The organism is Variovorax soli NBRC 106424, from assembly GCF_001591385.1.
Taxonomy (GTDB): domain Bacteria; phylum Pseudomonadota; class Gammaproteobacteria; order Burkholderiales; family Burkholderiaceae_C; genus Variovorax; species Variovorax soli.
Map to the genome: position 1 here is coordinate 20,394 of NZ_BCUU01000014.1, position 22,548 is coordinate 42,941.

The window sequence follows — 22,548 nt, forward strand, 5'->3', positions numbered from 1 at the left end:
AGAGAGCTCAAATGATTCTGGTGACCGGCGGTGCAGGCTTCATTGGCGCCAACTTTGTGCTGGATTGGCTTGCCGAGCAGCAGGAGGGGGTGGTGAACCTCGACAAGCTGACCTATGCCGGGAATCTCGAAACGCTCGCGACCCTCAAGGACGTCAAGGCGCATGTCTTCGTTCGGGGTGATATCGGCGACAGCGCCCTCGTCGACAAGCTGCTGGCTGAGCACCAGCCGCGCGCCGTCGTCAACTTCGCGGCCGAGTCGCATGTGGACCGTTCCATTCATGGTCCGGAAGACTTCGTGCAGACCAACGTGGTGGGCACCTTCCGTCTGCTAGAAAGTGTGCGCGGCTACTGGAATGGCCTCCCGGCGGACCGGAAGGCGGCATTTCGATTCCTGCATGTATCGACCGACGAGGTGTATGGCTCGCTCAAGACCGGCGAGCCGGCTTTCACCGAGGAGACCAAGTACGAGCCCAACAGCCCGTACTCGGCCAGCAAGGCAGCCAGCGATCACCTCGTGCGCGCGTGGCACCACACCTACGGCCTGCCGGTTCTCACGACCAATTGCTCCAACAACTACGGGCCGTATCACTTCCCGGAGAAGCTGATTCCGCTGATGATCGTCAATGCCTTGGCGGGCAAGCCGCTGCCGGTGTATGGCGACGGCATGCAGGTGCGCGACTGGCTTTATGTGAAGGACCATTGCAGCGCCATCCGTCGGGTGCTCGAGGCGGGGCGCCTGGGCGAGACCTACAACGTGGGCGGCTGGAACGAGAAGCCCAACATTGAGATCGTGAGGACTGTTTGCGCACTGCTCGACGAACTCAAGCCGCGAGCGGACGGGAAACCGTATTCCGAGCAGATCGCCTATGTGGTGGATCGGCCGGGCCATGACCGGCGCTATGCCATCGATGCGCGCAAGCTCGAACGCGAGCTCGGCTGGAAGCCTGAGGAAACCTTCGAGACCGGCATTCGAAAGACAGTCGAGTGGTACCTGGCCAATGGCGAGTGGGTGCGCAACGTGCAAAGTGGCGCCTATCGCGAGTGGGTGCAGAAACACTACGCATCGTCGGCCGGAAAGGGCGCGGCATGAAGCTGCTGCTGCTGGGCTGTGGAGGGCAGATCGGCTGGGAACTGCAGCGTAGCCTGGCGCCGCTTGGCGAACTGGTCGCGCTCGACCATGACAGCACCGGGCTAAAGGCGGATTTCAGCCGTCCGGAGGAGCTGGCCGATACGGTGCGCAAGGTCCGGCCGCAGGTCATCGTGAATGCCGCGGCCCACACCGCTGTCGACAAGGCCGAAAGCGAGCCTGAGCTGGCGCGCAAGATCAATGCCACTGCGCCGGGGGTGCTTGCGGACGCGGCCCGCGAAGTCGGCGCATGGATGGTCCACTATTCGACCGACTATGTCTTCGATGGCAGCGGAAGCCGGCCCTGGCGCGAAGAGGATTCGACGGGCCCTTTGAGCGTCTACGGCCAGACCAAGCTGGAAGGCGAGCAACTGATCGCACGCAACTGCAAACGCCACCTGATCTTCCGCACCAGTTGGGTCTATGCGGCGCGCGGTGGCAATTTCGCCAAGACCATGCTGCGTCTCGGAAGCGAGCGCGATCATCTGACGGTGATTGACGATCAGTTCGGCGCGCCGACTGGTGCCGACCTGGTGGCAGACGTGACCGCTCATGCGATTCGCGAGGTGCTGCATGATGCCGGCAAAGCGGGGCTCTATCATTTGGTGGCTGCCGGCGAGACCACGTGGAATGGATATGCGCGATTCGTGCTCGAGCAAGCGCGCGCGGCCGGGGTCGAACTCAAGGCCTCGCCCGACACGGTCGAGGCGGTGCCCAGCAGCGCATTCCCGACGCCCGCCCGGCGCCCCCACAACTCCCGCCTGGATACGGGCAAGCTGCAGGGAGCCTTCGGCCTGACCTTGCCGCGCTGGCAGACAGGCGTGGCCCGCATGTTGCGCGAAACGCTTTTCTCCGGCACGACGACACCATGAGCAATCCACAACGCAAGGGCATCATCCTGGCCGGCGGCTCCGGCACCCGGCTGCATCCGGCAACGCTGGCCATCAGCAAGCAGCTCTTGCCGGTGTACGACAAGCCGATGATCTACTATCCGCTCAGCACCCTCATGCTGGCGGGCATGCGCGACATCCTCGTCATTAGCACGCCGCAGGACACGCCGCGCTTCCAGCAGTTGCTAGGTGACGGCAGCCAGTGGGGCATCAATGTCCAGTACGCGGTGCAGCCCAGTCCCGATGGGCTAGCGCAGGCCTTCATCATTGGCGACAAGTTCATCGGCAACAGCCCCAGCGCACTGGTGCTGGGAGACAATATCTTCTATGGCCATGACCTCGCGCCGCTACTGAAGGCTGCGGATGGCGAACCAAGCGGCGCCACGGTCTTTGCATACCACGTTCAAGACCCCGAGCGCTACGGCGTGGTGGAGTTTGACGCTCAGGGGCAAGCCAGGAGCATCGAGGAGAAGCCGCTCAATCCCAAGAGCAGCTACGCCGTCACCGGGCTGTATTTCTACGATAAGCAGGTTGTGGATATCGCCAAGGCAGTCAAGCCGAGTGCGCGGGGCGAACTGGAGATCACAGCCGTGAACCAGGCCTACCTGGAAAAGAGCCAGCTCAAGGTGCAGATCATGAAGCGTGGGTTTGCGTGGCTCGATACCGGGACGCACGAGAGCTTGCTGGAGGCCGGGCAGTTCATTGCCACGCTGGAGCATCGGCAAGGGCTGAAGATTGCGTGTCCCGAAGAGATTGCCTGGCGCAACGGCTATATCGACAGCGAACAGATGAGCAGGCTGGCGCAACCCTTGCAGAAGAACGGGTACGGCAAGTACCTGATGCGTATCCTGGGCGAGGAATTGCACTCGTGAAAGTCACACCCACCGCCATCCCCGACGTCCTGATCTTCGAGCCGAAGCTGTTCGGCGACGAGCGCGGCTTCTTCATGGAGAGCTACAACCAGAAGGTGTTCGACGCCGCCGTGGGCCGCCACGTGGAATTCGTTCAGGACAACCACTCGCGCTCCGTCAAGGGCGTACTGCGCGGCCTGCACTATCAGATCCAGCAGCCGCAGGGAAAGCTGGTGCGAGTAACGCACGGCGCGGTCTTCGATGTCGCAGTGGACATCCGCAGGTCGTCGCCGAACTTTGGCAAATGGATCGGCGTGGAGCTTTCTGCGCAAAACCAGAGGCAGTTGTGGGTGCCTGAAGGTTTCGCGCATGGATTTATAGTGACCAGCGCGTCGGCGGACTTTCTCTACAAGACGACGGATTTCTACGCGCCGGAGCATGAGCGAGTGATCGCTTGGAACGACCCGGCGATCGCGATTCAATGGCCGGACTCTGCGTCCCTGGCGATTGTTTCAAAGAAGGACGCGAATGGTTCAGCCTTGGCGTCGGCGGATATCTTCGATTGACGGTTGCAGCGCGTGTTTTTTCGACCAAGCGGAATTTGCTAATGAACTACAAGCAATGTGAGGGAAGGCGATATACATGACGGTCGCGAGCGATCACACTCCGTCGGACTGTGCAGCGGGCGGGGCCGACGTTGTCTTGGCGCGGGCCATTGTCGAGCTCACCCGAGTGCGAGCGGCCTTGTCCGATCAATCCGCGGCTTCGCAGAGCAGTCTTCGAGAACTCGAAGAACGGTTGGTTTGTGTGACTGCCTCTTACGAGGCGTTGCTTTCACGCCAGGAAGACGTGGAGCGCCTGCAAAACGAACTGCAGCAGGTGCGCGCCCAACTCAATGCAACGTTGAGATCGGTTAGTTGGCGCGTAACAGCACCGATGCGTCGCATGTCTGGACGGATGCCGAACGCAGTCCGCCGTATGAAGCAATTTGTGCGTGATGACCGCAGACTGCGTAAGACCGCAAAGTGGATCTGGCACAAGCTGCGAGAAAGGGCGCGCTCCGAGCCCCTGCCGGTGACGGTAGGTCCCGGTGCAAGAACCCCCCGGCTCATCCCGGTGCGCATTGCGTCCGCCGATTGGGAGTTGCCACCAGTCGAGGATCGGCTGCGCCGGGAGGGGGGCGCTCGACGCATCCTGAACGTTGGCCATGTCTTGCCTTATCCGGTCAGGGCAGGCAACGAGTACCGCATCTACCGTATGCTGCGCTGGCTCGCAGAGAGCGGCAGCGACCTGTTGGTCATTGTTTGCCCTTTGCCCGGTGAAGAGCCGACCCCAGCGATGCTGGCTCAGGCGGCCACCGTATTCCCCCAGTTGATGGTCTGTTTCAGAACGGGCGAGGTTCATCACAACTTGCCTGACGAGTCTCCGCTATTGGGGGCGCTAGTCTCCAGTGGCGGACGCGACATTCCGACCGCACTCTCCGAAACAGGCGAACGGACCGCGCGGCAGGCGGAACTGCTCAACATCGCTCGCACCTACTGTCCAGACGCATTGGTCGAACTGCTCCAGGCGATTGATGACAGCTGGCGTCCGCAAGCGCTTCTTGCCGAATACGTGTTCATGACACGTCCGTTCCCAATTCTTCGTCGCGAACTGCAGAAGATCGTCGACACTCACGATGTCTTTTCGACCATGGCAGAAAAGGTGCGTGCGTATGGGATCGACCAAGTATTGCGGATGGAGGCGGCGGAAGAGGCGGAGTTCCTGCTGCGGTCTGATGTGGTGATCGGCATCCAGCCTGAAGAGACTGGTGAACTGCGTCGCCTTGTGCCGAGTCGGCGCGTTGTCACTGCAGGCGTGGATTTCCCTGTTGAGCCAAGGCTCCAACTGGCAGATCCGAGCCGCGTCGTGCTGCTGGTTGCGTCGGGCAACCCGATGAATGTCAAGGGCCTGCGAGACTTCCTTCGGTTTTGCTGGCCCATGGTTCTTGATCAGGTTGCCGATGCCGAGCTTCGCGTCGTTGGGAGCGTTGGGGCGGCCATCGAAGTCGTCCCCCCGGGCGTTCGCATGCTCGGAAGAATTCCTGATCTTGCCCAGGCATATTCGGACGCGCAGGTAGTTATCAATCCGGCGGTTGCGGGGACCGGGCTGAAGATTAAGACTGTCGAAGCGCTGGCTCAATTGCGGCCGATCGTGTGCTTTCCAGCGGGAGTGGAGGGGGTCATCCCGGAGGCGCGGCAGTTTTGCCATGTCGTGACCAACTGGTACGAATTCTCCAAGCGCTTGAGCCAACTGCTGCTTGTCCCGCCAACGAAAGCGGACACTGAGAGCTACGGAAGGATGCTTGCGAACTTGCTCGCACCGAATCGAATCTATGCGGAACTTGATGCAGCCCTCAATGAAGAGAAACGATGAATGCTTGACTCGGACCGAAACCGCTCATGAGATCGAGCCGTACGATGTCTTCGTAGATCTGTCGCAATGGGATGGCGGTGCCGACGCCCTGCTTCGCCATGCCGAGTTCCTGTTGACAGGGTGCGGACACGGTGCGGCTGCGGGAGCGGTGTTCATCGTCCCCCCGCCTCACGTCAAAATTGGAAGTGAGGCGGAAATCTGGCTGACGGGTGTCACTCCGGCGGCCGCGCTTTCACGGGCAGTGCTGCATGCCGCAACTCATCGCAGGCACCTGCTGGTCTTGCTTGGATCAGTCTTGCCGCCGAACGAATCAGTAATGGAACTGGTCCGCGTGTTTCGCCGGGACCCGCATTTCGGTAGCGCTCAGCCGCGATTTGCAAGTTCGCTGGACGATTCCATTTGCCCGTTCCCGACAAAGGCCGGGCGCTCTATTGCAGCAGGATTCACATCCAGGGCCGCCTTGCCGCATCTGCCACAAGTTTCCATTCTTCCGGAACTGGTTGCAGCCTGCCAATTGTTGCGCCGGGAAGTGGTCGAAGCTTGGTCATGGACCTGCGATGCTTCGGCGGCCGGCGCTGCCCTTACGTTTGGTCTGGTGCAAGCGCGTCGCCGCGGATTTCGTTGCATTGCTTTGAATCACGCCACTGTTTCGCTTCCAGTCGCTCCAGCCAAGGCCGAGATCGGCCTATTGCACGACTGGAAGCTGGCATATCCGCCGCTATCGAATGAAGAGTACTTCGCGATCATCGACAAGTATCCCGACCATGCGATAGCCGAATGGGGGCTTGACGACCGTTTCGAGCGGCGCCTCGAGGCAGTCTGGAGCGCTGCCTATCCGCACGGTGGCGAGTCGCGACGGCTCTTGATCGATTGTCGAGGCTTGTCACCGATCCACAACGGAACTTCCGAGTGTGTTCTGGGCCTGCTGGACGGCTTGCGCCAACTAGCGACCAAGTGGAAAGTTGACATACAAAGCGATCTAAATGCGGCTGAGTTTCACAGTCTGACTACGCGGTACCCCGAGTTCGCACATGTCCATGGTGACGTCCGTTCAAACTATGCGGCCGCCTTCGTTCCCAATCAACCATGGGGAATGCAGCGCATCGCGGAGTTGCACAATCACGCAGCAGTCATCGTTTTCAATATGCTCGACACCATCGGATGGGACATCGTTTATTCGGCGCCCCATGATATCGGCCGGACCTGGCGCTCCATGGCAAGGCATTCGGACGGTATTGCCTACATATCGGCGTATTCGCGAGATCGATTCAGAACACGCTTTCAGGTGGGTCGGGAAGTCAGCGAGCGAGTTATCCACTTGAGCTTGGCCGCCGAGGACTATGTGCGGCTCGCGAGCGCGGACAGAACTTCCGTTTCGGAAGACTACGTGCTTCTATTTGGGAATTCGTACGATCACAAGGATGTGGATCGCACTTTGGCATTGCTTCTCGATGCCTTCCCCTTGCAGGACTTTGTGGTGTTGGGGGGGCGTGACAATCCGAACTCTCGTGTCAAGGTTGTTCCCAGTGGAAGCCTGCCTGAAATGGAGATCCACCTGCTCGTCGCAGCGTCCAGGGCGATCGTCTACCCATCCTTTTACGAAGGCTTCGGCTTGCCGGTCGTACAGGCGCTTTCCTATGGCAAACCGGTCATCGTAAGAAGATCCGAGCTTTGGCAGGAACTGATTGCTCGATCCAACTTGCCCGGACGGCTTCACGAGTTCGAGGACACGGTCTCGCTGGTGCGTGCCCTGGGGAGCGTCCTAGAAGCACCTGCGGCGGAGCGAGAAGTCGATGCGCGCGAAAATGGTGACGAGAATGGCTGGCGCAGATGTGCGGCGGAATCGATCGCATTTGTGGAACAGTGCCTTCGCAGAATCACTGTTGAGAAATGGCGCGAACGGGACGATGCCCTCGGAGTGGCGCATTCATGACGGGAAGGAAGATGCGGATAGTGACGATCATGGCGCGTCATGGAACGTCGCAGTATGCAGACGCGCCGGCACAGATTCGGGAGTTGTTTGTGCGGCAATTCCAGGGTGTTGAACACGATATGCTCATCGTGGACAACGCACTACCGATCGGACATCGCGAGTCGCTTTCGTGCGGGGCCACACTGATCGGCGGGGGAGCGATTGCGCGAGAGTTCTCCGCGTGGGATAGCGCGATCGAATTCTTGGGCGATGACTTGCTTGAATACGACTTCGTGAACTTGGCGACGGCTGCCTTTCGACAGCTCTATGTGGCGTATCTAGATCGATTCAACTCCACAATGCTCGGCCTTGTTCGCGGACGAGCCGTAGCGATTGGGCATATTGACTATTACAACTCGCCTGTCGCGCTTCTGGGAATGAGTTGCCAATCGTGGATCCGAACTTCGTTCGTCTTTCTGCCGCCGCACGAGCTTCGATTGCTCGGGTCCTTGATCAGTGTTTCTGTAGGTGACCGCTTCTTCAGCGAGGACCCGCTGAACCCCTTTCTGGCCGAGGCGCCGGTTTCGGAGGGGTACCGGCAGAACATCATCGGCTGGCTCACGGGTGAAGGAACCGGTCAGGGCACACTATGGCATTCGCGCTTCGCCCTGTCCGCGCAGACGCTTCCCCTGTTTCAGGCCAAGGCAGTTGCCATCTTCAACGAACAGATGCTTAGCAATCGTCTGCGCGCAAAGGGCTGCTCCCCAGTGGATGCAACTTGGCTGGCGAGCCAGTCCAACAGACTCAAGCCCGGCGAGCCCTTGGGCGCGATTCCTGATTGGCGTGTGCAACTGGTAGCAAGAGACGCCGATCCGGCGCCGCGCTCTATCATCATCTAGACAGTAGCGTTATCTTGGGAGTAGCGATCGCTCCCTGAATTCGATCTCAGACATTGGAGAGTAAATGAAGGCTGTAATACTTGCGGGGGGTCTTGGCACTCGATTTGCCGAGGAAACGGATGTCAAACCCAAGCCGATGATCGAGATCGGAGGGCGCCCGATCCTTTGGCACATCATGAAAATTTACAGCGCCCAAGGCATCAACGACTTTGTGATCTGCCTTGGCTACAAGGGATATGTGATCAAGGAGTACTTTAGGAACTATGCGATTCACATGTCGGATATCACTATCGACATGCAAAGCGATGAGGTGCTGGTTCACAGGCAGCAAGTCGAGCCTTGGCGCGTGACGCTGGTGGACACCGGGGAGGAGACGATGATAGGCGGTCGCATCAAGCGAGTCCTTCCCTATGTGAAGGATGACGACTGCTTCTGCCTCACTTATGGAGACGGCGTCGGAAACATTGACGTCCAAGCAGCGATTGCCCTGCACCGGAAAGAAGGGCGCCTCGCGACGGTTACGGCAACACAACCGCCTGGTCGGTTCGGTGCGGTTGAGTTCCAGGGCAATAGAGTTACCGGCTTCCTGGAAAAGCCGCATGGAGACGGCGGCTGGATCAACGGTGGCTTTTTCGTAGTTTCGCCAAGTGTCGAGAAATACATCGAAGGGGACCAGACCGTATGGGAGCGCGAGCCGATGGAGCGTCTGGCCAAGGATGACCAGTTGACGGTCTACTTCCACAAGGGCTTCTGGCATCCCATGGATACGCTACGGGACAAGAGGTTTCTGCAAGGGTTGTGGGACTCCAAGAAGGCGCCGTGGAAGATTTGGAACTAATAGGATCTATTCAATGAAGGTTGTTATCACTGGAAACATGGGATATGTGGGCCCCGTTTTGGCGCAGCATCTCCGTCGTGTCTTCCCTAGGGCCGAGCTAGTCGGATTCGACAGTGGCTTGTTCGCGCACTGCCTGACCACGGCGGAGCGCTTTCCCGAGTCACAACTGAGCCTCCAAGTCTTTGGTGATGTCCGCAGTCTGGGCGCCTCCTTATTGCAGGGTGCCGATGCTGTCGTGCATCTCGCCGCCGTGTCCAACGACCCGATGGGCAACCGTTTCGAGGAGGTGACTGACGAGATCAATTTCCGGAGCAGCATAGAGATTGCCAAGAAGGCTCGCGACGCCGGCGTAAAGAATTTCGTATTCGCATCGAGCTGCAGCGTGTACGGCTTTGCCGAGGGCGGGCCACGAAAGGAGTCGGATCCGCTCAACCCACTGACCGCGTACGCACGATCGAAGATCGCAACCGAGAAGGCGCTCCGGGAACTGGAACTTGGACAGATGAACGCGACTTGCTTGCGCTTCGCGACTGCTTGCGGGATGTCGGATCGACTGCGCCTCGATCTGGTGCTGAATGATTTCGTGGCGGGTGCCTTGACCTCGAAAGAGATCAGCGTCTTGAGCGATGGCACGCCGTGGCGTCCGCTCATCGATGTTCGAGACATGGCACGAGCCATCGAATGGGCGATCGGTCGCGAATCGGTCAATGGCGGGCAATTCCTCGCCGTCAACGCCGGATCGGATCAATGGAACTATCAGGTTGGGGAGCTGGCGGAAGCCGTCGCGACCGAGATCCCTGGAACTCGCACTTCCATCAATACGAATGCACCGCCTGACAAGCGGTCTTACCGGGTGGACTTCTCTCTGTTCAGGTCGCTTGCGCCCAACCATCAGCCGACGGTAACTTTGGCGCAAAGTGTTCAAGGCCTACGCGATGGATTACGGGCGATCAATTTCAGCGATTCGAACTTCAGGGCTTCTAAGAACGTTCGCCTGCGCGTGTTGGATGATCACATCGCTTCGGGGCGCTTGACCGAGCAATTGCGCTGGTCCGGCGCCTGAACAAGGAAGGCAAGAGGAAATGAAGTTCACCCCTACTCCACTGCCGGGCGCATATCTCGTCGATCTCGAGCGCCGCGGCGACGACCGAGGATTCTTCGCGCGCTTCTTCTGCGAGAACGAGTTTGCCCGGGCCGGACTCGTCAATCGCTTTGTTCAGGTCAACAACTCCGTCACCGCAAAGAAGGGCACGTTACGGGGGATGCATTTCCAGCTTCCGCCTGCGGGCGAAGTAAAGCTTGTGCGCTGCGTCAAGGGCGCTCTGTTCGATGTGATCGTTGATCTGCGTCCCGACTCGGCCACGTTTGGTAAGTGGTTTGGCGCAGAGCTGACGGCCGAGAACAAGACAATGATGTATGTTCCGCGCGGCTTTGCACACGGCTTCCTCACCTTAACCGACCATGTCGAGGCGCTATATCTGGTCAGTGACTTCTACTCGCCCGAGAATGAGCGCGGATTGCGGTACGACGATCCGAAGATCGGAGTCCATTGGCCAGCGGTTGTCCACGAAGTTTCCGAGAAGGATCGGAACTGGCCGGGTCTAGATGCCGATTTCCATGGGATCGAGCGTATGCGGGGGCTCCTTTGAGGATACTTTTCACTGGCGGGAGTTCGTTCACTGGCCTCTGGTTCATCAAGGCGCTGAACGAGGCAGGTCATGAGGTTGTGGCCCCACTGCGTGGGGAGCCTTCCGACTACGCAGGCGGCGTGCGCGGCGAACGAGTAAGACTTCTCGAGAAGCATGCGAACGTTGTTTGGGGCGCTCCTTTCGGTGGCGAGCGATTCGTCGATGTTGTCTCGAAGCAAGTATTCGACGTCCTCTGTCACCATGCTGCGCAGGTGGGTGACTATCGAAGTCCCGAGTTTGATGTTGCGGGCGCACTGGCCGCTAACACCCGAAATGCCCATCACGTCTTGAGGCTGATGCGGGACAAGGGCTTGAGCAAAGTGGTGCTGACTGGGAGCGTCTTTGAACAAGGCGAAGGCGCCGGGGAGGCGCCATTGCGAGCATTCTCACCATACGGATTGTCGAAGGGACTGACATCGCAGTACTTTACTTATTGGTGCAGCGTCCTTCAGATTTCGCTTGGCAAATTCGTCATTTCCAATCCATTTGGTCCCTACGAGGAGCCGCGCTTCTGCGGCTATTTGATCAAGACTTGGAAGAATGGGCTGCGGGCAGGTGTTCGCACGCCAGACTACATTCGCGACAACATTCATGTCAGATTGCTGGCGAATGCTTACCACGTGTTTGTGGGAGGGTTGGGAAATCAGCCCGGATTACAACGCATCAATCCGAGCGGCTATGTTGAGGCGCAAGGTGTATTCGCTAAGCGATTTGCAAGCGAGATGGCGAAGCGGCTTGGATTGAGTTGTGACCTTGAACTGTCTCTTCAGACGGATTTTTCCGAGCCGAGAATGCGGGTGAATACAGATCCCGCATTAGCTTACGTCGGTGAATTCGATGAGGGTGCGGCGTGGGATGAACTGGCGAATTATTATCGAGCGCTCTAGCTTAGCTCGGCTCCGATTTGTGCGTGGATGGTTGGCGCAACAAGCTTCATCCATGTCGTTGGGGTGAAGTGCCGATTTGACGCCAAAGCGCCTCGGCAATCGACAAGTTGGGAATTCGCGGCTCCAGTTGAATCGGCAAAGAACTTCTCGGCTAACCTGTTACCGCAACTGAATGAGTCCTTCACCGCAAACGTCGGAGCTTGCTGCCAAGCCACCGATAGGGACTGGTCAGGCGCCAGGAGCGGGAAGTTTGCATGTCTTGAATTTCCCGGTTAGCCGACTTGAGGCTTGCCTTAGTTTCGGCGAGCAGTCGTTCCATGACCTGCTTTTCGTGATTGACCTTGGCGAGCGTTGCCGTTGATTCGTTGGTGGCCTTGGCGAGCGTTGCCGTCGATTCGTTGGTGGCCTTGGCGAGCGTTGCGATCGATTCGTTGGTGGCCTTGGCGAGCGTTGCGATCGATTCATTGGTGGCCCGGACCATTGCGAAGATTCTGTCGAGCTGCGCTTCGCGCTTTGCGTCTGAGTCAACGAGCTCGCGAAGTGCGAGCTCCAATTCCGCCTTCCTTTTCTCGGCTGCAGCCGTTTCGAGCTTCGCTGCCTCCAGCGCTTGTGCGTAGGAATTGAGTTGCTCCAGTTGACTTTGGATCAACGAAAAATCCGCCTCACGCTCATTGAATCTGAGTGTCTGATCCGAGCCATGGATGAGGCCGTTTGAGTAGTTTTGGAGAGAGTGAAGTATGCGGCGCGGGTGAAGATGCAGTTTGGTGCGATCCTTCAAAAACACGGCAACAAAGTCGTTCCACATGCCTCCCTGAGCGACGGTGCCTGCAGACCTGTCGCCAATGAATGACTCCAGGGCTACAGGCTGCATTCCGTTGCGCTCCGCCCAGTGGACCAATGCGTTCGCCGAGTCCGGATAGAAACGCCAGCAATCGACAGGCCACCGGTGAAAGAAGCCGTTGCTCGGCGCATTGAGATAAAAGAGCCCGTTTGGTTTTAGGATTCGCAGCGCCTCGAGAAAGACCAGCCAAAAGAACTCCGAGTGCTCGAAGCAGGAGGAGCAGACAATGGCATCGACGGTTTCGCTGTCGAAGGGTAATTTATATGGGTCGTTAAGGACGACATCAACTCCTTCGCCTTGGGCAAAGTCAAGTCCAATGTAATTGACCGGCGAAGGACATACCTCACGCAAACTGCCGTTCACGTTTTGCGAGCCAATTTCGACAATTTTGAAATCGACCGAGACTTGACTCGAAATGTAGGCCTCAAAGAAGAGCCTACCGTGCAGCATTGCAGACTGATGCATATCGTATCGCCCATACTTGTACTCGCCATCTAGCCAGCGATCCCCATCGCTCGCAGCGACCGGAGCGTCTATTGCGAGTTAATTTCGGAAACCGCGTTGCAGAGCACTCTCGAAAGCGTATCTTCGAGCGTCGGCATTTCAATAGATTGGCCGTGGCGCGCAAGCAAGTCCAAAAGCTTGCCGGGACTGCCGCACAACCGTGTCACCTCGTTGCTGCGAACGAATGCTGGGTTGACAACCGTCTTGATGGAGTGTCCCGACAGGCGCGATAGGACGTCTATGACGTCCTGCAACTTGTACGGACGGCCCGAGCAGACGTTGTACGTTTCGCCGGGCTGCCCAATGTCGAGCAAATGAAGGTAGGCATCGCAAACCATCCGCACGTCGTTGAACTCCCGTTCTACGTGCAGGTTCCCGAGCTCTACAACTGGACTGCGTAGAGCAAAATGCTTTGCAAGCTTCGGGACCACAAAGGCCTCATCCTGTCCAGGCCCTGTGTAGTTGAACGGCCGGGTAATGACAATACTCAGCTTGGACGCGTAGGTCCTCGCCATGAGTTCCATGGCGAGCTTGCTCATCGCATAGTGATTAACGGGAGACAGCGGCTGCTCCTCGACAATCGGCGACTGCTCGCAGTTCCCGTAGACGTTGGCGCTGCTTGCCAGCAGCACCATTTTCGGCGGCTGCCGGAGATTGCTCAGCGCGTCCAACAGATTCGTCGTTCCGACAACATTCACGTTGTAGAACGCCTCCTCGTGCGCGTGTCCCACGAACGCAATTCCTGCCAAGTGGACCACCGCCTCTGGCCGCACGCTAAGAACTTCCGCTGCCAGTGCTTGCGCGTTCGTGAGGTCTGCTCGCAGCGCGATGACCTCGTGGCCCGCCCGCCGCGCAAGTGCTTCGAATGGGCGCCCCGTGAAACCATCCGCGCCCGTGAGCAAAATTCTCAAAACGAAAACCCCGCTTGATTGCGACGCAAGTCCGCTTCCACCATCATCTGGCACAACTGTTCCAGCGACGTGGAGGGTGCCCACCCCAGTTTGGTGGCGGCCTTGGCGGGATCACCTATGAGCAGATCGACTTCGGCCGGGCGATAAAACCTCGGGTTGATGCGCATCACCGTCTTGCCTGTGGCTCGGTCCACGGCGGTCTCGGATTCGCCAGATCCACGGAACTCGATGTTGATGCCCGCACCCTTAAAGGCCATCGCAACGAAGTCTCGAACTGTCTCCGTGCGGTTGGTCGCCAGCACGTAAGTGTCGGGCTCGGCGGCTTGCAGCATTCGCCACATGCCCTCGACGTACTCCTTGGCATAGCCCCAATCGCGCTTGGCATCCAGGTTCCCCAACTCGAGAACTTCGAGCTTACCCAGCTTAATCTTCGCCACGCTGTCCGTGATCTTGCGCGTGACAAATTCTCGTCCGCGCAACGGGCTTTCGTGATTGAAGAGGATGCCACTGCATCCAAAGATCCCGTGACTTTCGCGGTAGTTAACGGTGATCCAGTGCGCGTAGAGCTTGGCGACGCCGTACGGGCTTCGCGGATAGAAGGGGGTTTCCTCCGTCTGGGGAATGGCCTGAACCTTCCCGAACATCTCCGAAGTGCTGGCTTGGTAGAAGCGGACCCTGGGGTTCTCGAGGCGAATCGCCTCCAGGAGGTTCAAGGCGCCAATTGCGGTGATCTGGGCCGTGGTGGTGGGTTGGTCAAAGCTCACTCCGACGAAGCTCTGAGCTGCCAGGTTGTAGATTTCGTCGGGCGTCGTTTGCCGAATGAGGTTCAGCGTGCTGCCCAGATCGGTCAGGTCATATTCCACCAAGCGCAGGTTCGAGTGGTTCTGGATCCCTAGTTCCTCGATGCGCCAGAAATTGACGGAACTGGTGCGGCGATAGGTGCCATACACCACGTAGCCCTTGTCCAACAAAAGCTCGGCCAGATAGGCCCCGTCTTGTCCAGTGATGCCGGTCACAACCGCGCGCTTCGATGCCATGTGGTCCTCGTATCCCTAAGTGTTGAATGCTGGAGGGCGCGTCCCCACGAGGGTTGCGCAAACTTTGGGATTTTGCCCGATTACCGGATCGCGCCCGGCAGGGCCAAACGATTTGTAACCGCCGAGTCGGCGAGAATTCTCTTTTGAATCGCCCAACGGGGTGACGACACCACAGCAATCAGAGGGGGACCCGCGCGCATGCCGGTTGAGTACATCGAGGAACTTGCACTGGAAATCATTCATGGGGGCGACCCTCTCGTCCGGCTGGTCGTCAGCAATCACCGGGCAACCGGCGTGGCCGCGGGGGCTGCGCAACAGGTATGGTCAGGGAGGAACGACGCGTTCTGGGTGCGCACAGATGCGGTGTCGCGTGCCGCTGCGTTGCCTCCTGCGCAAGATGAGACGGCTGCGCAGGCGGAGGCGCTCAAGCAAAAGTCGCTGGCCGATGCCTGGGCTTCCCTAGTTCGGGACGGGCAAACCGTCCATCTTCTTCGAGTGTGCCGGGGCCGGTTCGACGACGTCTTGTCCGGAATCGATTGGCGAACGCGTCGGCCGTGGATCGTGAGCCTGGCGGGCGGCAGTCTTTCTTCCCATGAGGCAATGCGGGACGCGGGCTACGGGTTCGCGGGGGCCTGGGGTGCGGAGTGGATCTACGTGGGTCTGGAACACCCAGCCTTGGCTGCGCAACTGGCGGAGATCATTTCGTCCAGGCGCTCCGCGGGCCAGGACGACAGGGAAGTCTTACGGGCGCAACTGTCGCAGGCAAGGCGGGACGAATCGGACACGCGGCGCCATGCGAACGCGCGCATTCGCGAACTGCAGGCGCAGCTTGGGCCGGTCGCCGCGGCGCCTGCCCCCGTCGTTGACGGCCCGATTCCCGCCGGCTCCCTCGCATGGCGGGTTGCGCTCGGCCTTCAGAGCGCGGGGAGCAGGGTGCCGCTACCCGCGCGGCGCCTTGCCACGCGAGCCCTGAGAGCCGCGTGGTGGATCGTCACGCCTCATCGCTATGCAGAACGGCTGCGCTATCTGCGCGCCCGCGGCGAGCGGCCTGCCCCCGTGTTGCCGGCCCCGGTCGTGCAGGACGAGCCTGTCGAGACTTCGCCAACTCCTTATGCGACCTGGATCGCTCAAGTGGAAGCGCGTTCTCGCGAGGTATGGAATGTGCCGGGCAGCGCGCCCTGGGTCACCTTCCTGCTTCGGGCGGGAGGCGCAAATCTGGACGCGCTCGGACGCACCACCGAGTCGGTGCGCGCCCAATCGCAAAAGCACTGGGAACTGATCGTCTGTGATGCGGAAGTCGGCATCCGTCATGCCGACCAGGAGTTGCGCCGCCTCGTGCAGTCGGATTCGCGTATCCGCATTGAAGAGGCCGGCCCTGCCGCCCTGCAACGGGCGGCCCTCGGCGCCCGAGGCGCCTTCCTGGCGATCCTCGATGCGGGCGACGTCGTGGCCCCGCATGCGGTCAATGAACTCGCTTGTGTCCTCGCCCGCCACCCTGGAACGCAGGTGGCCTACAGTGATGAAGACGCGCTCGAGGTGGACGGCAGCCGCACGGAGCCTATGTTCAAGCCGGGCTGGTCTCCCGACCTGCTGTACGCATTCAATTACTTCGGCCGCCTGAGCTTCCTCCGGCGGGAACTCGTCGAGCAAGCCGGCGGCATCCAGCCGGAAGCCGGCGCGGCGCTCGAGTGGGACTTGAACCTGCGCTGCAGCGACCTGACGCAGGAGATCGTCCGCATTCCGAAGGTCCTGTGCCATCGCCCCCGAGGCGTTGCCAGCGAGCGGCCTGCCGCCGACTCGAGCGAGGCCGCCGATCACCGTAGTGCCTTGCAGCGTCACTGGCGCCGCCACGGCTTCGACGCCACCGTAAGCACTCGCCCGGACGGCACCCAGCAGGCGGTCTGGGCCTCGGCGACTCAGCCGCTCGTGTCCGTGGTCATTCCTACCAAAGATAAGGTCCACTTGCTGCGGACAACGGTTCAGGGGCTGCTCCAAGGGACGGACTACGCCAACCTCGAAGTCGTGGTCGTCGACACCGGCTCGACCGAGGCGGCAACGCTTGCGTACTACGAGGAGCTTGCGCCCCGGCCCGAGGTCCGGATCGTTCACTTCGAAAAGCGGTTCAACTACTCGGCGGCCTGCAATTACGGCGCGAGCTGTGCCCGAGGCGACCTGCTGCTGTTCCTGAACAATGACATAGAGGTGGTCGATCGCGGCTGGCTTGCCGAGATGGTCCGATATGCGCAGCGTCCGGGCGTTGGCGTGGTGGGCACGCGGCTGGACTATCCCACCGGAGAACTCCAGCACGGCGGCGTCGGCGTGGGGCCGCACCTGTGCGCCCTGATGTACCGCAATGCGGAGCCTGGGGAATGGGGCATCCTCGGGTCGGCGGACCATCCACGAAACTGGCTGGCGATCATGGGGGCATGCCAGCTCGTGCGGCGCGACCTGTTCGAGCGGGTGAACGGATTCGACGAGTCCTATCTCGTGGCCATGAGCGATGTCGCCTTGTGCCTGCAGATCTGGAAATTGGGCCACCGCACTGCCTACGCACCTCAGGCCCGCCTCATCCACCACGAAGGCGCCACGCGGGGCAAGAGCAATCCGGGAGACGACATCCGCCGCATCGCGGACGACATCCGCCTGCTGGGCATCGACGAGGATCCGTACCTGCACCCGGAGATCGATGGCCACGAAGCCATACCGGCCCTGCGCGGCATCGGTCGGGCCAATCCTCGCGAAACGCTGGCATGGAACGTCGAGACTTTCGGCTCGCTGGAGGCTCCCGTGCTGCACCTCGATCTCCGTTCGGACCACGAATGCCTCGTCGTCGCCGGGCGTCCGCGGGAAGAGGTCCTCTGGCTTCCACAGGAAGCGCGCCTCGTCCTGGACAAGTGGTCGGCCACCCGCTGGTGCCTCGACCTGCTGCGCAGGCGCACAGACGTTCGCGCGGCCCATCCGGCGGCCCTGACGAAAGACGGCCAGGCCGGATTTATCCACTGGCTGCGAGAGTCCGGTGCAAGTGAGGAAGGACTGCCCCCCGCGGGGCTGGCGGCCGTCGAGGCACTCCTGGCTGGAGAGGACCTGGCTGTACGGGCTCGACAGGCATTCATGAATGCCGAGCTTCGCGAGGAACTGCCCGACGGATTGCTGCCGACTGCGGGCCGTGCACAACTCTTCCGCTGGTTCATGCGCACCGGGCGCACGGATGTCGGATTGCGACTGGAGGAAGTGTGGTGGCTGCTGTGGCAGGCATCGGAGCAGCCCGCGCTCGAGTTGATGAATGCCTGGCACTTCACGCCGGCCTGGCAGCGCCTCTATCCGGATGCGCCAACCGTCTTCGGCGCCCCCGCCTTCGCCGCGTGGTTCAAGGCCGCGTATCGGTGCAGCGATCCATGGACGGACTGGACGCAGTGGTCACTGCAAGCGCCTGCGTCTATCCAGATCCGGCAGGCATACAACGCCCGCCAGCATTGGCGCGAACGCTTCCCGAGGGCGCTGCAGGATACCCAGCAGGCAGCCAACCTGATCCATTGGCTCCGCAGCGAGGATGCCGGCTTGCCGGCTGCCGCGCGCCGCTGGTGCGAAGGGCTCGAGGTGCAATCCGTTTCCCACGAACTGGCGGGCGTGGGCATCAATGTGCTGGGCCATTTCTGTTATCCCTCCGGCTTGCGCGTGTCGGTGGAGGCACTGGTCGGCGGGATGCAGCTCGCAGGCATTCAGATGTCCCTGAGGGACATCCGGACCGACCCGATGGACGAGCCGCTGCACGCCGCTTTCGACGGCTCGGAAGTGTTCGATGTGTCGCTGATCCATTCCCAGCCCGAACCGTTCTTCGACATCGTGTACGACCGGGCGGACCTGGCGGAGCGCCGGCCTGCGACCTACAAGATCGCCTACTGGTATTGGGAGTTCGATTCGATCCCGAATTCGTGGGTCCGGCTGGCCGACGAGGTCGATGAGGTGTGGACAGCGACGGAGTTCGTTGCAAAGGGCCTGCGAGAGCGCCTGTCGGTGCCGGTGCGCACGCTCTTTCCAGGCGTGCGCCTGAACGGCTACACCCGGCGCTCACGCGAGCACTTCGGGTTGAAGCCTGAGCGTTTCACTTTTCTCTTCACCTTCCACATGATGAGCATCATGGAGCGCAAGAATCCGCTCGCACTGATCCGCGCCTTCGAGGCCGCATTCCGTCCCGAGGAACCGGTCAGTCTCGTGCTCAAGACTTCGTTCGGCGCCCGGCATCCGGCGCAACTGGAAGAACTTCGCAGCGCGGCCGAGGGCCACAACATCGAGATCATCGATGCGATCTACAGCCCGGACGAGGTCCTCTCGCTCATGGATTCGTGCGACGCCTACGTGTCGCTGCATCGCAGCGAGGGCCTGGGCCTGACCCTTGCCGAGGCCATGCTGATGGGCAAACCCGTCATTGCGACGGGCTACTCCGGCAACGTCGACTTCATGGACGAGAGCAACAGCCTGCTGGTGCCCTACACCCTCAAGAAGCTGGGCCGGCCGATCCCGCCCTACGATGCGGACTCGGAATGGGCCGAACCGTCAATCGAGGAAGCGGCCAAGGCCATGCGGCGTGTCTTCGACGACCAGGCCTGGGCGAGCGAGCTCGGCCGCCGCGCGCAAGCCAGTGCCCTGGAGCGCCTGTCGCTTGAAACGGCGGGGCGCAAGGTTGCCCGCCGCCTAGAGGAAATCCGCAGCGAGCTCGCTGCGCCCAAGGGCTGAAAGCCGGCCGAGCGGCCGGCTTCAGGAGGTGCTGACGATCCGGCCGTGTTCGAGATGGATCACGCGATTGCATTCCTTCGCGATAAGCTCGGGAGAGTGCGATGCCAGCACCAGGATGCCCGCGCCGGACACCACGTCCTTCATGCGCTGCTCGGCCTTTTCGGTGAACTCCGCATCGCCCACCGACAGCCATTCGTCCATCAGCAGGATGTCGGCCTTCACGCTGGTGGAGATCGAGAAGGCCAGGCGCATCATCATGCCGGTGGAGTAGGTGCGCACCGGCATGTTGATGTAGTCGCCCAGGCCGCTGAACTCGATGATGTCCGGCGTGAGATCGTCGATCTGCTTCTTGCTCAGGCCCATCACCAGGCCGCGCAGCATGATGTTCTCCACACCATTGGCATCGCCTTCGATGCCCAGCGACGGATCGATCAGGCTGGACACCGAGCCGCTGCGAGTGAAGTCGCCCACCGACGGTTCGTACACGCCCGCGAGCGTGCGCAGCAGAGTGGACTTGCCGGCGCCGTTGTGCCCGGTCAGGCCAAGGCGGTCGCCTGCCTTGAGCTCCAGGTTGATGTCGGAAAGCGCCTGCACGACGTTGACGCCGACTTCCTTTCCGAAGCGGCCGCCGGTCACCGATGCTGCGAGTGTCTTCTTGAGGGAGTTGGCGCCGGCGCCGTAGATCGGGAAATTGACCCCGACGTTCTTCAGGGAGATATAGGCCATGGTCGCGTCAGAGCCAGTAGACCACCCGGCGGCGGTACTTCGAGAAGAGCCAGCTGGCGGCAGCCAGGTTGATGGCCGTCCAGATCAGGATGCCTATCCAGTTGTGAATGTCGGATACGTTGCCCATGAGCGGTGCACGCAGCAAGTCCAACATCTGAGCCAGCGGGTTCCAGAGGATGTACTTGCCACGGCCTGGAAGGCTTTCCGGCAGCCAGAAGACGGGCGTGAGGAACATCAGCATCTGCATCACGCTGGTCACGATCTGGGCCACGTCGCGATAGCGCGTGCAGATCAGGCCCAGCACCAGACCCAGCATGTGAGCGTTGATGATGAACAGCAAGAATGCCGGGATGAACAGCAGCGCATGCATCTTCAGCGAGATGCCGGCCCAGATCGCCACCGGGATGTACAGCACGATGTGGTGCGCAAACTGGATCATGTTGCGCGCCATTGCGCGCCACACGAAAAGGCTGATCGGGAAATAGCCCTGCTTCAGGTAGTTGCCCGAGTTGATGAACGCGTTGCACGAGTCCATCACGATGCTGTTGAAGAAGGTCCAGAAGATGATGCCCAGCGCCAGGTGCGGGAAGAACTTGGACAGCTCGGTACCGAACAGAGCGCTGTACAACGGTCCCATGCCGCCGACCATGGCGCCCATGCTCAGGGTCAGCCACAGCGGCCCTAGCATGGAGCGCCGGTAACGCAGGACGATGTCGAACCAGGCGAGAGTCCACCAGATGTCGGTGCGGCGAGTGCCTTCCCACCAGTCGCCCCACGCGCTGCGGTGAAGATTGGAATGGGCGATATCGGTCATGCGCGGCCGTAGGTGTCCGCAAGGCGAACGATGTCGTCCTCACCCAGGTACTCGCCGCATTGGACCTCGATCAGCACGAGGGTTTCATCGCCGATGTTCGTCAGCCGGTGCTTTTCCTTGAGGGGGATGTAGCGGTACTGGCCCGGCAGGGTTTCATGCTCCTGCTCGCCGATTTGGACGAGCGCCTTGCCCTGCACCACTACCCAGTGTTCGGCGCGCTGGTGGTGGTACTGCAAGGAGAGCGACTGCCCCGGCTTGACCGTGATGCGCTTGACCTTGTAGCCGTCTTCCTCTTTGAGCGAGGCATAGGTTCCCCACGGGCGGTGCACGGTCGCCGGCAGCTCGGTGACCTCGGCGTGCCGCGACTTGAGGGCGCTGACCACCCGCTTGATGTCCTGGGAGGCTTCCTTGCTGCACACCAGCAGTGCGTCGGGCGTATCGACGATCACCAGGTCGCGCACGCCCACGGTGGCCACGGTCTTGGGTCCGTGGCTCTCGACCTGGACGTGCGTCCCGGTCGTATTGACGGCGATCACGTCGCGGTCGAAGGTGTTGCCGCTCGAATCGGCCACCTGGGCATCGGCCACGGCGGGCCACGAGCCGACGTCGCTCCAGCCGAACTTGGCGGGAACCACCAGGACATTGTCGGCGCGCTCCAGCACCGCATAGTCGATGCTAATGTCGGGCTGCAGGCCAAAGCTGTGGGCGTCGAAGTGGATGTTCTCGCCTTGCGTCTTGGCGCTATCCATGGCGTGGCGTGCGGCCTTGAGCACGTCGGGGGCAAAGCGCTCCAGCGCGGCAAGAATGGCCTTGGCCGTGAACGCGAACATCCCGCTGTTCCAGTAGTAGCGTCCCGTTGCGAGGAAGGACTGAGCCGTGCGCAGGTCGGGCTTCTCGACGAAGCGCTTCACCGGGTGGCTTTCGCGCGACACCTGATCGACCTCGACATAGCCGAAGCCGGTTTCAGGCCCGGTGGGGCTGATGCCGAAAAGCACCAGCGAACCCTTCTCGGCGAGCCGGAACGCCTCGCTGGCGCTGGCCACGAAGGATTCGACATCCGGGATGAGCTGGTCGGCAGGCAGCACCAGCATCACGGTGTCCTCGCCGAAGCGCCCGGCACACTCCAGTGCAGCCAGGGCGATGGCCGGCGCCGTGTTGCGGCCTTTGGGTTCGAGCAGGAAGGTGGCGGTGGGCGCGTCGGACATTTGTTCCAGCACGTCGCGGGTGAGGAACATGTGGTCCTTGTTGGTGACCACCATCAGGTCGCCGCTGCCGCAGGCCTGTCCGCGTTCGATGGCCTGCTGCAGCAGGGTGGAGTCGCCGATCTTCATGAACGGCTTGGGGAAGGTCTGGCGCGATGCAGGCCACAGCCGGGTTCCAGAACCGCCCGAAAGCACCACCGAAAGCAAACGCATGAGAATCCTCTTTTTCTGAATACTGCGCGGGATTTTACGAGGGCGCGTTCGTAACGAGA

The 22,548-nt window shown here is 60.8% G+C and carries 18 protein-coding genes; 12 read left to right on the plus strand and 6 right to left on the minus strand.

Features of this window, described 5'->3' with window-relative positions; all coding sequences use genetic code 11:
• The first annotated feature begins 11 nt into the window (after window positions 1-11).
• The 11 genes from rfbB to VSO01S_RS26640 all read left to right on the plus strand — a co-directional run bounded on the left by rfbB (window position 12) and on the right by VSO01S_RS26640 (window position 11,507).
• Complete coding sequence (rfbB, locus tag VSO01S_RS06680; protein ID WP_068641020.1) at window positions 12-1,091, plus strand: dTDP-glucose 4,6-dehydratase; 1,080 nt, start codon at window positions 12-14, stop codon at window positions 1,089-1,091.
• Window positions 1,088-1,999, plus strand: a complete 912-nt coding sequence (gene rfbD, locus VSO01S_RS06685) for a dTDP-4-dehydrorhamnose reductase (protein WP_068641021.1) — start codon at window positions 1,088-1,090, stop codon at window positions 1,997-1,999. Before rfbB ends, rfbD begins: the two co-directional genes overlap by 4 nt.
• Window positions 1,996-2,889: a glucose-1-phosphate thymidylyltransferase RfbA gene (gene rfbA / locus VSO01S_RS06690; RefSeq protein WP_068641022.1), complete on the plus strand. Its 894-nt coding sequence runs from the start codon at window positions 1,996-1,998 to the stop codon at window positions 2,887-2,889. Before rfbD ends, rfbA begins: the two co-directional genes overlap by 4 nt.
• Window positions 2,886-3,434, plus strand: a complete 549-nt coding sequence (gene rfbC, locus VSO01S_RS06695; RefSeq protein WP_068641023.1) for a dTDP-4-dehydrorhamnose 3,5-epimerase — start codon at window positions 2,886-2,888, stop codon at window positions 3,432-3,434. Before rfbA ends, rfbC (VSO01S_RS06695) begins: the two co-directional genes overlap by 4 nt.
• Before the next feature lie 76 nt (window positions 3,435-3,510).
• On the plus strand, window positions 3,511-5,283 hold the full coding sequence (locus tag VSO01S_RS06700; RefSeq protein WP_084241719.1) for a glycosyltransferase family 4 protein: 1,773 nt from the start codon (window positions 3,511-3,513) through the stop codon (window positions 5,281-5,283).
• Entirely contained in the window at window positions 5,267-7,216 is a 1,950-nt protein-coding gene (locus tag VSO01S_RS26635; RefSeq protein ID WP_161944419.1) for a glycosyltransferase, read from the plus strand. Before VSO01S_RS06700 ends, VSO01S_RS26635 begins: the two co-directional genes overlap by 17 nt.
• On the plus strand, window positions 7,213-8,094 hold the full coding sequence (locus VSO01S_RS06710; protein WP_068641026.1) for a hypothetical protein: 882 nt from the start codon (window positions 7,213-7,215) through the stop codon (window positions 8,092-8,094). The genes VSO01S_RS26635 and VSO01S_RS06710 overlap by 4 nt, the downstream gene beginning before the upstream one ends.
• A gap of 64 nt (window positions 8,095-8,158) precedes the next feature.
• Window positions 8,159-8,932: a glucose-1-phosphate cytidylyltransferase gene (gene rfbF, locus VSO01S_RS06715; protein ID WP_068641027.1), complete on the plus strand. Its 774-nt coding sequence runs from the start codon at window positions 8,159-8,161 to the stop codon at window positions 8,930-8,932.
• 13 nt (window positions 8,933-8,945) lie between these two features.
• Entirely contained in the window at window positions 8,946-9,995 is a 1,050-nt protein-coding gene (locus VSO01S_RS06720) for an NAD-dependent epimerase/dehydratase family protein (protein ID WP_068641028.1), read from the plus strand.
• A 19-nt stretch (window positions 9,996-10,014) separates the two neighbouring features.
• Window positions 10,015-10,581 (plus strand): dTDP-4-dehydrorhamnose 3,5-epimerase, encoded by a 567-nt coding sequence (gene rfbC, locus VSO01S_RS06725; protein WP_068641029.1) that lies wholly within the window; start codon window positions 10,015-10,017, stop codon window positions 10,579-10,581.
• Window positions 10,578-11,507 carry an NAD-dependent epimerase/dehydratase family protein gene (locus VSO01S_RS26640; RefSeq protein WP_084241721.1) on the plus strand — a complete coding sequence of 310 codons (930 nt, stop codon included), beginning with the start codon at window positions 10,578-10,580 and terminating at the stop codon, window positions 11,505-11,507. Before rfbC (VSO01S_RS06725) ends, VSO01S_RS26640 begins: the two co-directional genes overlap by 4 nt.
• Before the next feature lie 181 nt (window positions 11,508-11,688).
• Here VSO01S_RS26640 and VSO01S_RS26645 read toward each other — a convergent pair whose 3' ends face one another.
• The 3 genes from VSO01S_RS26645 to gmd all read right to left on the minus strand — a co-directional run bounded on the left by VSO01S_RS26645 (window position 11,689) and on the right by gmd (window position 14,800).
• Window positions 11,689-12,813 (minus strand): class I SAM-dependent methyltransferase, encoded by a 1,125-nt coding sequence (locus VSO01S_RS26645; protein ID WP_084241722.1) that lies wholly within the window; start codon window positions 12,811-12,813, stop codon window positions 11,689-11,691.
• A gap of 68 nt (window positions 12,814-12,881) precedes the next feature.
• Window positions 12,882-13,763 carry an NAD-dependent epimerase/dehydratase family protein gene (locus VSO01S_RS06735; protein WP_068641030.1) on the minus strand — a complete coding sequence of 294 codons (882 nt, stop codon included), beginning with the start codon at window positions 13,761-13,763 and terminating at the stop codon, window positions 12,882-12,884.
• A complete protein-coding gene (gene gmd, locus VSO01S_RS06740; protein ID WP_068641031.1) occupies window positions 13,760-14,800 on the minus strand; it encodes a GDP-mannose 4,6-dehydratase in 1,041 nt (346 codons plus the stop codon). The genes VSO01S_RS06735 and gmd overlap by 4 nt, the downstream gene beginning before the upstream one ends.
• 198 nt (window positions 14,801-14,998) lie before the next feature.
• On the opposite strand from gmd, the gene VSO01S_RS27965 reads away from it, so the two are divergent.
• Window positions 14,999-19,534 carry a glycosyltransferase gene (locus VSO01S_RS27965; protein ID WP_084241723.1) on the plus strand — a complete coding sequence of 1,512 codons (4,536 nt, stop codon included), beginning with the start codon at window positions 14,999-15,001 and terminating at the stop codon, window positions 19,532-19,534.
• Window positions 19,535-19,555: 21 nt separating this feature from the next.
• Here VSO01S_RS27965 and VSO01S_RS06750 read toward each other — a convergent pair whose 3' ends face one another.
• Genes VSO01S_RS06750 through VSO01S_RS06760 form a run of 3 tightly spaced genes read right to left on the minus strand, consistent with a single transcriptional unit; the run spans window position 19,556 to window position 22,489 of the window.
• Entirely contained in the window at window positions 19,556-20,260 is a 705-nt protein-coding gene (locus tag VSO01S_RS06750; protein WP_068641032.1) for an ABC transporter ATP-binding protein, read from the minus strand.
• A 7-nt stretch (window positions 20,261-20,267) separates the two neighbouring features.
• Window positions 20,268-21,074, minus strand: a complete 807-nt coding sequence (locus tag VSO01S_RS06755; RefSeq protein ID WP_068641033.1) for an ABC transporter permease — start codon at window positions 21,072-21,074, stop codon at window positions 20,268-20,270.
• Window positions 21,071-22,489: a mannose-1-phosphate guanylyltransferase/mannose-6-phosphate isomerase gene (locus VSO01S_RS06760; RefSeq protein WP_068641034.1), complete on the minus strand. Its 1,419-nt coding sequence runs from the start codon at window positions 22,487-22,489 to the stop codon at window positions 21,071-21,073. Before VSO01S_RS06760 ends, VSO01S_RS06755 begins: the two co-directional genes overlap by 4 nt.
• Window positions 22,490-22,548: the final 59 nt, after the last annotated feature.

Excerpts from the sequence above, each read along its gene's own strand:
- rfbC (WP_068641029.1), top strand. The coding sequence starts at position 10,015 with ATGAAGTTCACCCCTACTCCACTGCCGGGCGCATATCTCGTCGATCTC.
- rfbA (WP_068641022.1), top strand. The coding sequence starts at position 1,996 with ATGAGCAATCCACAACGCAAGGGCATCATCCTGGCCGGCGGCTCCGGC.
- VSO01S_RS06755 (WP_068641033.1), bottom strand. The coding sequence starts at position 21,074 with ATGACCGATATCGCCCATTCCAATCTTCACCGCAGCGCGTGGGGCGAC.
- rfbD (WP_068641021.1), top strand. The coding sequence starts at position 1,088 with ATGAAGCTGCTGCTGCTGGGCTGTGGAGGGCAGATCGGCTGGGAACTG.
- rfbF (WP_068641027.1), top strand. The coding sequence starts at position 8,159 with ATGAAGGCTGTAATACTTGCGGGGGGTCTTGGCACTCGATTTGCCGAG.
- VSO01S_RS27965 (WP_084241723.1), top strand. The coding sequence starts at position 14,999 with ATGCCGGTTGAGTACATCGAGGAACTTGCACTGGAAATCATTCATGGG.
- VSO01S_RS26645 (WP_084241722.1), bottom strand. The coding sequence starts at position 12,813 with ATGCATCAGTCTGCAATGCTGCACGGTAGGCTCTTCTTTGAGGCCTAC.
- VSO01S_RS26635 (WP_161944419.1), top strand. The coding sequence starts at position 5,267 with ATGAAGAGAAACGATGAATGCTTGACTCGGACCGAAACCGCTCATGAG.
- VSO01S_RS06750 (WP_068641032.1), bottom strand. The coding sequence starts at position 20,260 with ATGGCCTATATCTCCCTGAAGAACGTCGGGGTCAATTTCCCGATCTAC.
- VSO01S_RS06700 (WP_084241719.1), top strand. The coding sequence starts at position 3,511 with ATGACGGTCGCGAGCGATCACACTCCGTCGGACTGTGCAGCGGGCGGG.
- rfbB (WP_068641020.1), top strand. The coding sequence starts at position 12 with ATGATTCTGGTGACCGGCGGTGCAGGCTTCATTGGCGCCAACTTTGTG.
- gmd (WP_068641031.1), bottom strand. The coding sequence starts at position 14,800 with ATGGCATCGAAGCGCGCGGTTGTGACCGGCATCACTGGACAAGACGGG.
- VSO01S_RS06760 (WP_068641034.1), bottom strand. The coding sequence starts at position 22,489 with ATGCGTTTGCTTTCGGTGGTGCTTTCGGGCGGTTCTGGAACCCGGCTG.
- VSO01S_RS06710 (WP_068641026.1), top strand. The coding sequence starts at position 7,213 with ATGACGGGAAGGAAGATGCGGATAGTGACGATCATGGCGCGTCATGGA.
- VSO01S_RS06720 (WP_068641028.1), top strand. The coding sequence starts at position 8,946 with ATGAAGGTTGTTATCACTGGAAACATGGGATATGTGGGCCCCGTTTTG.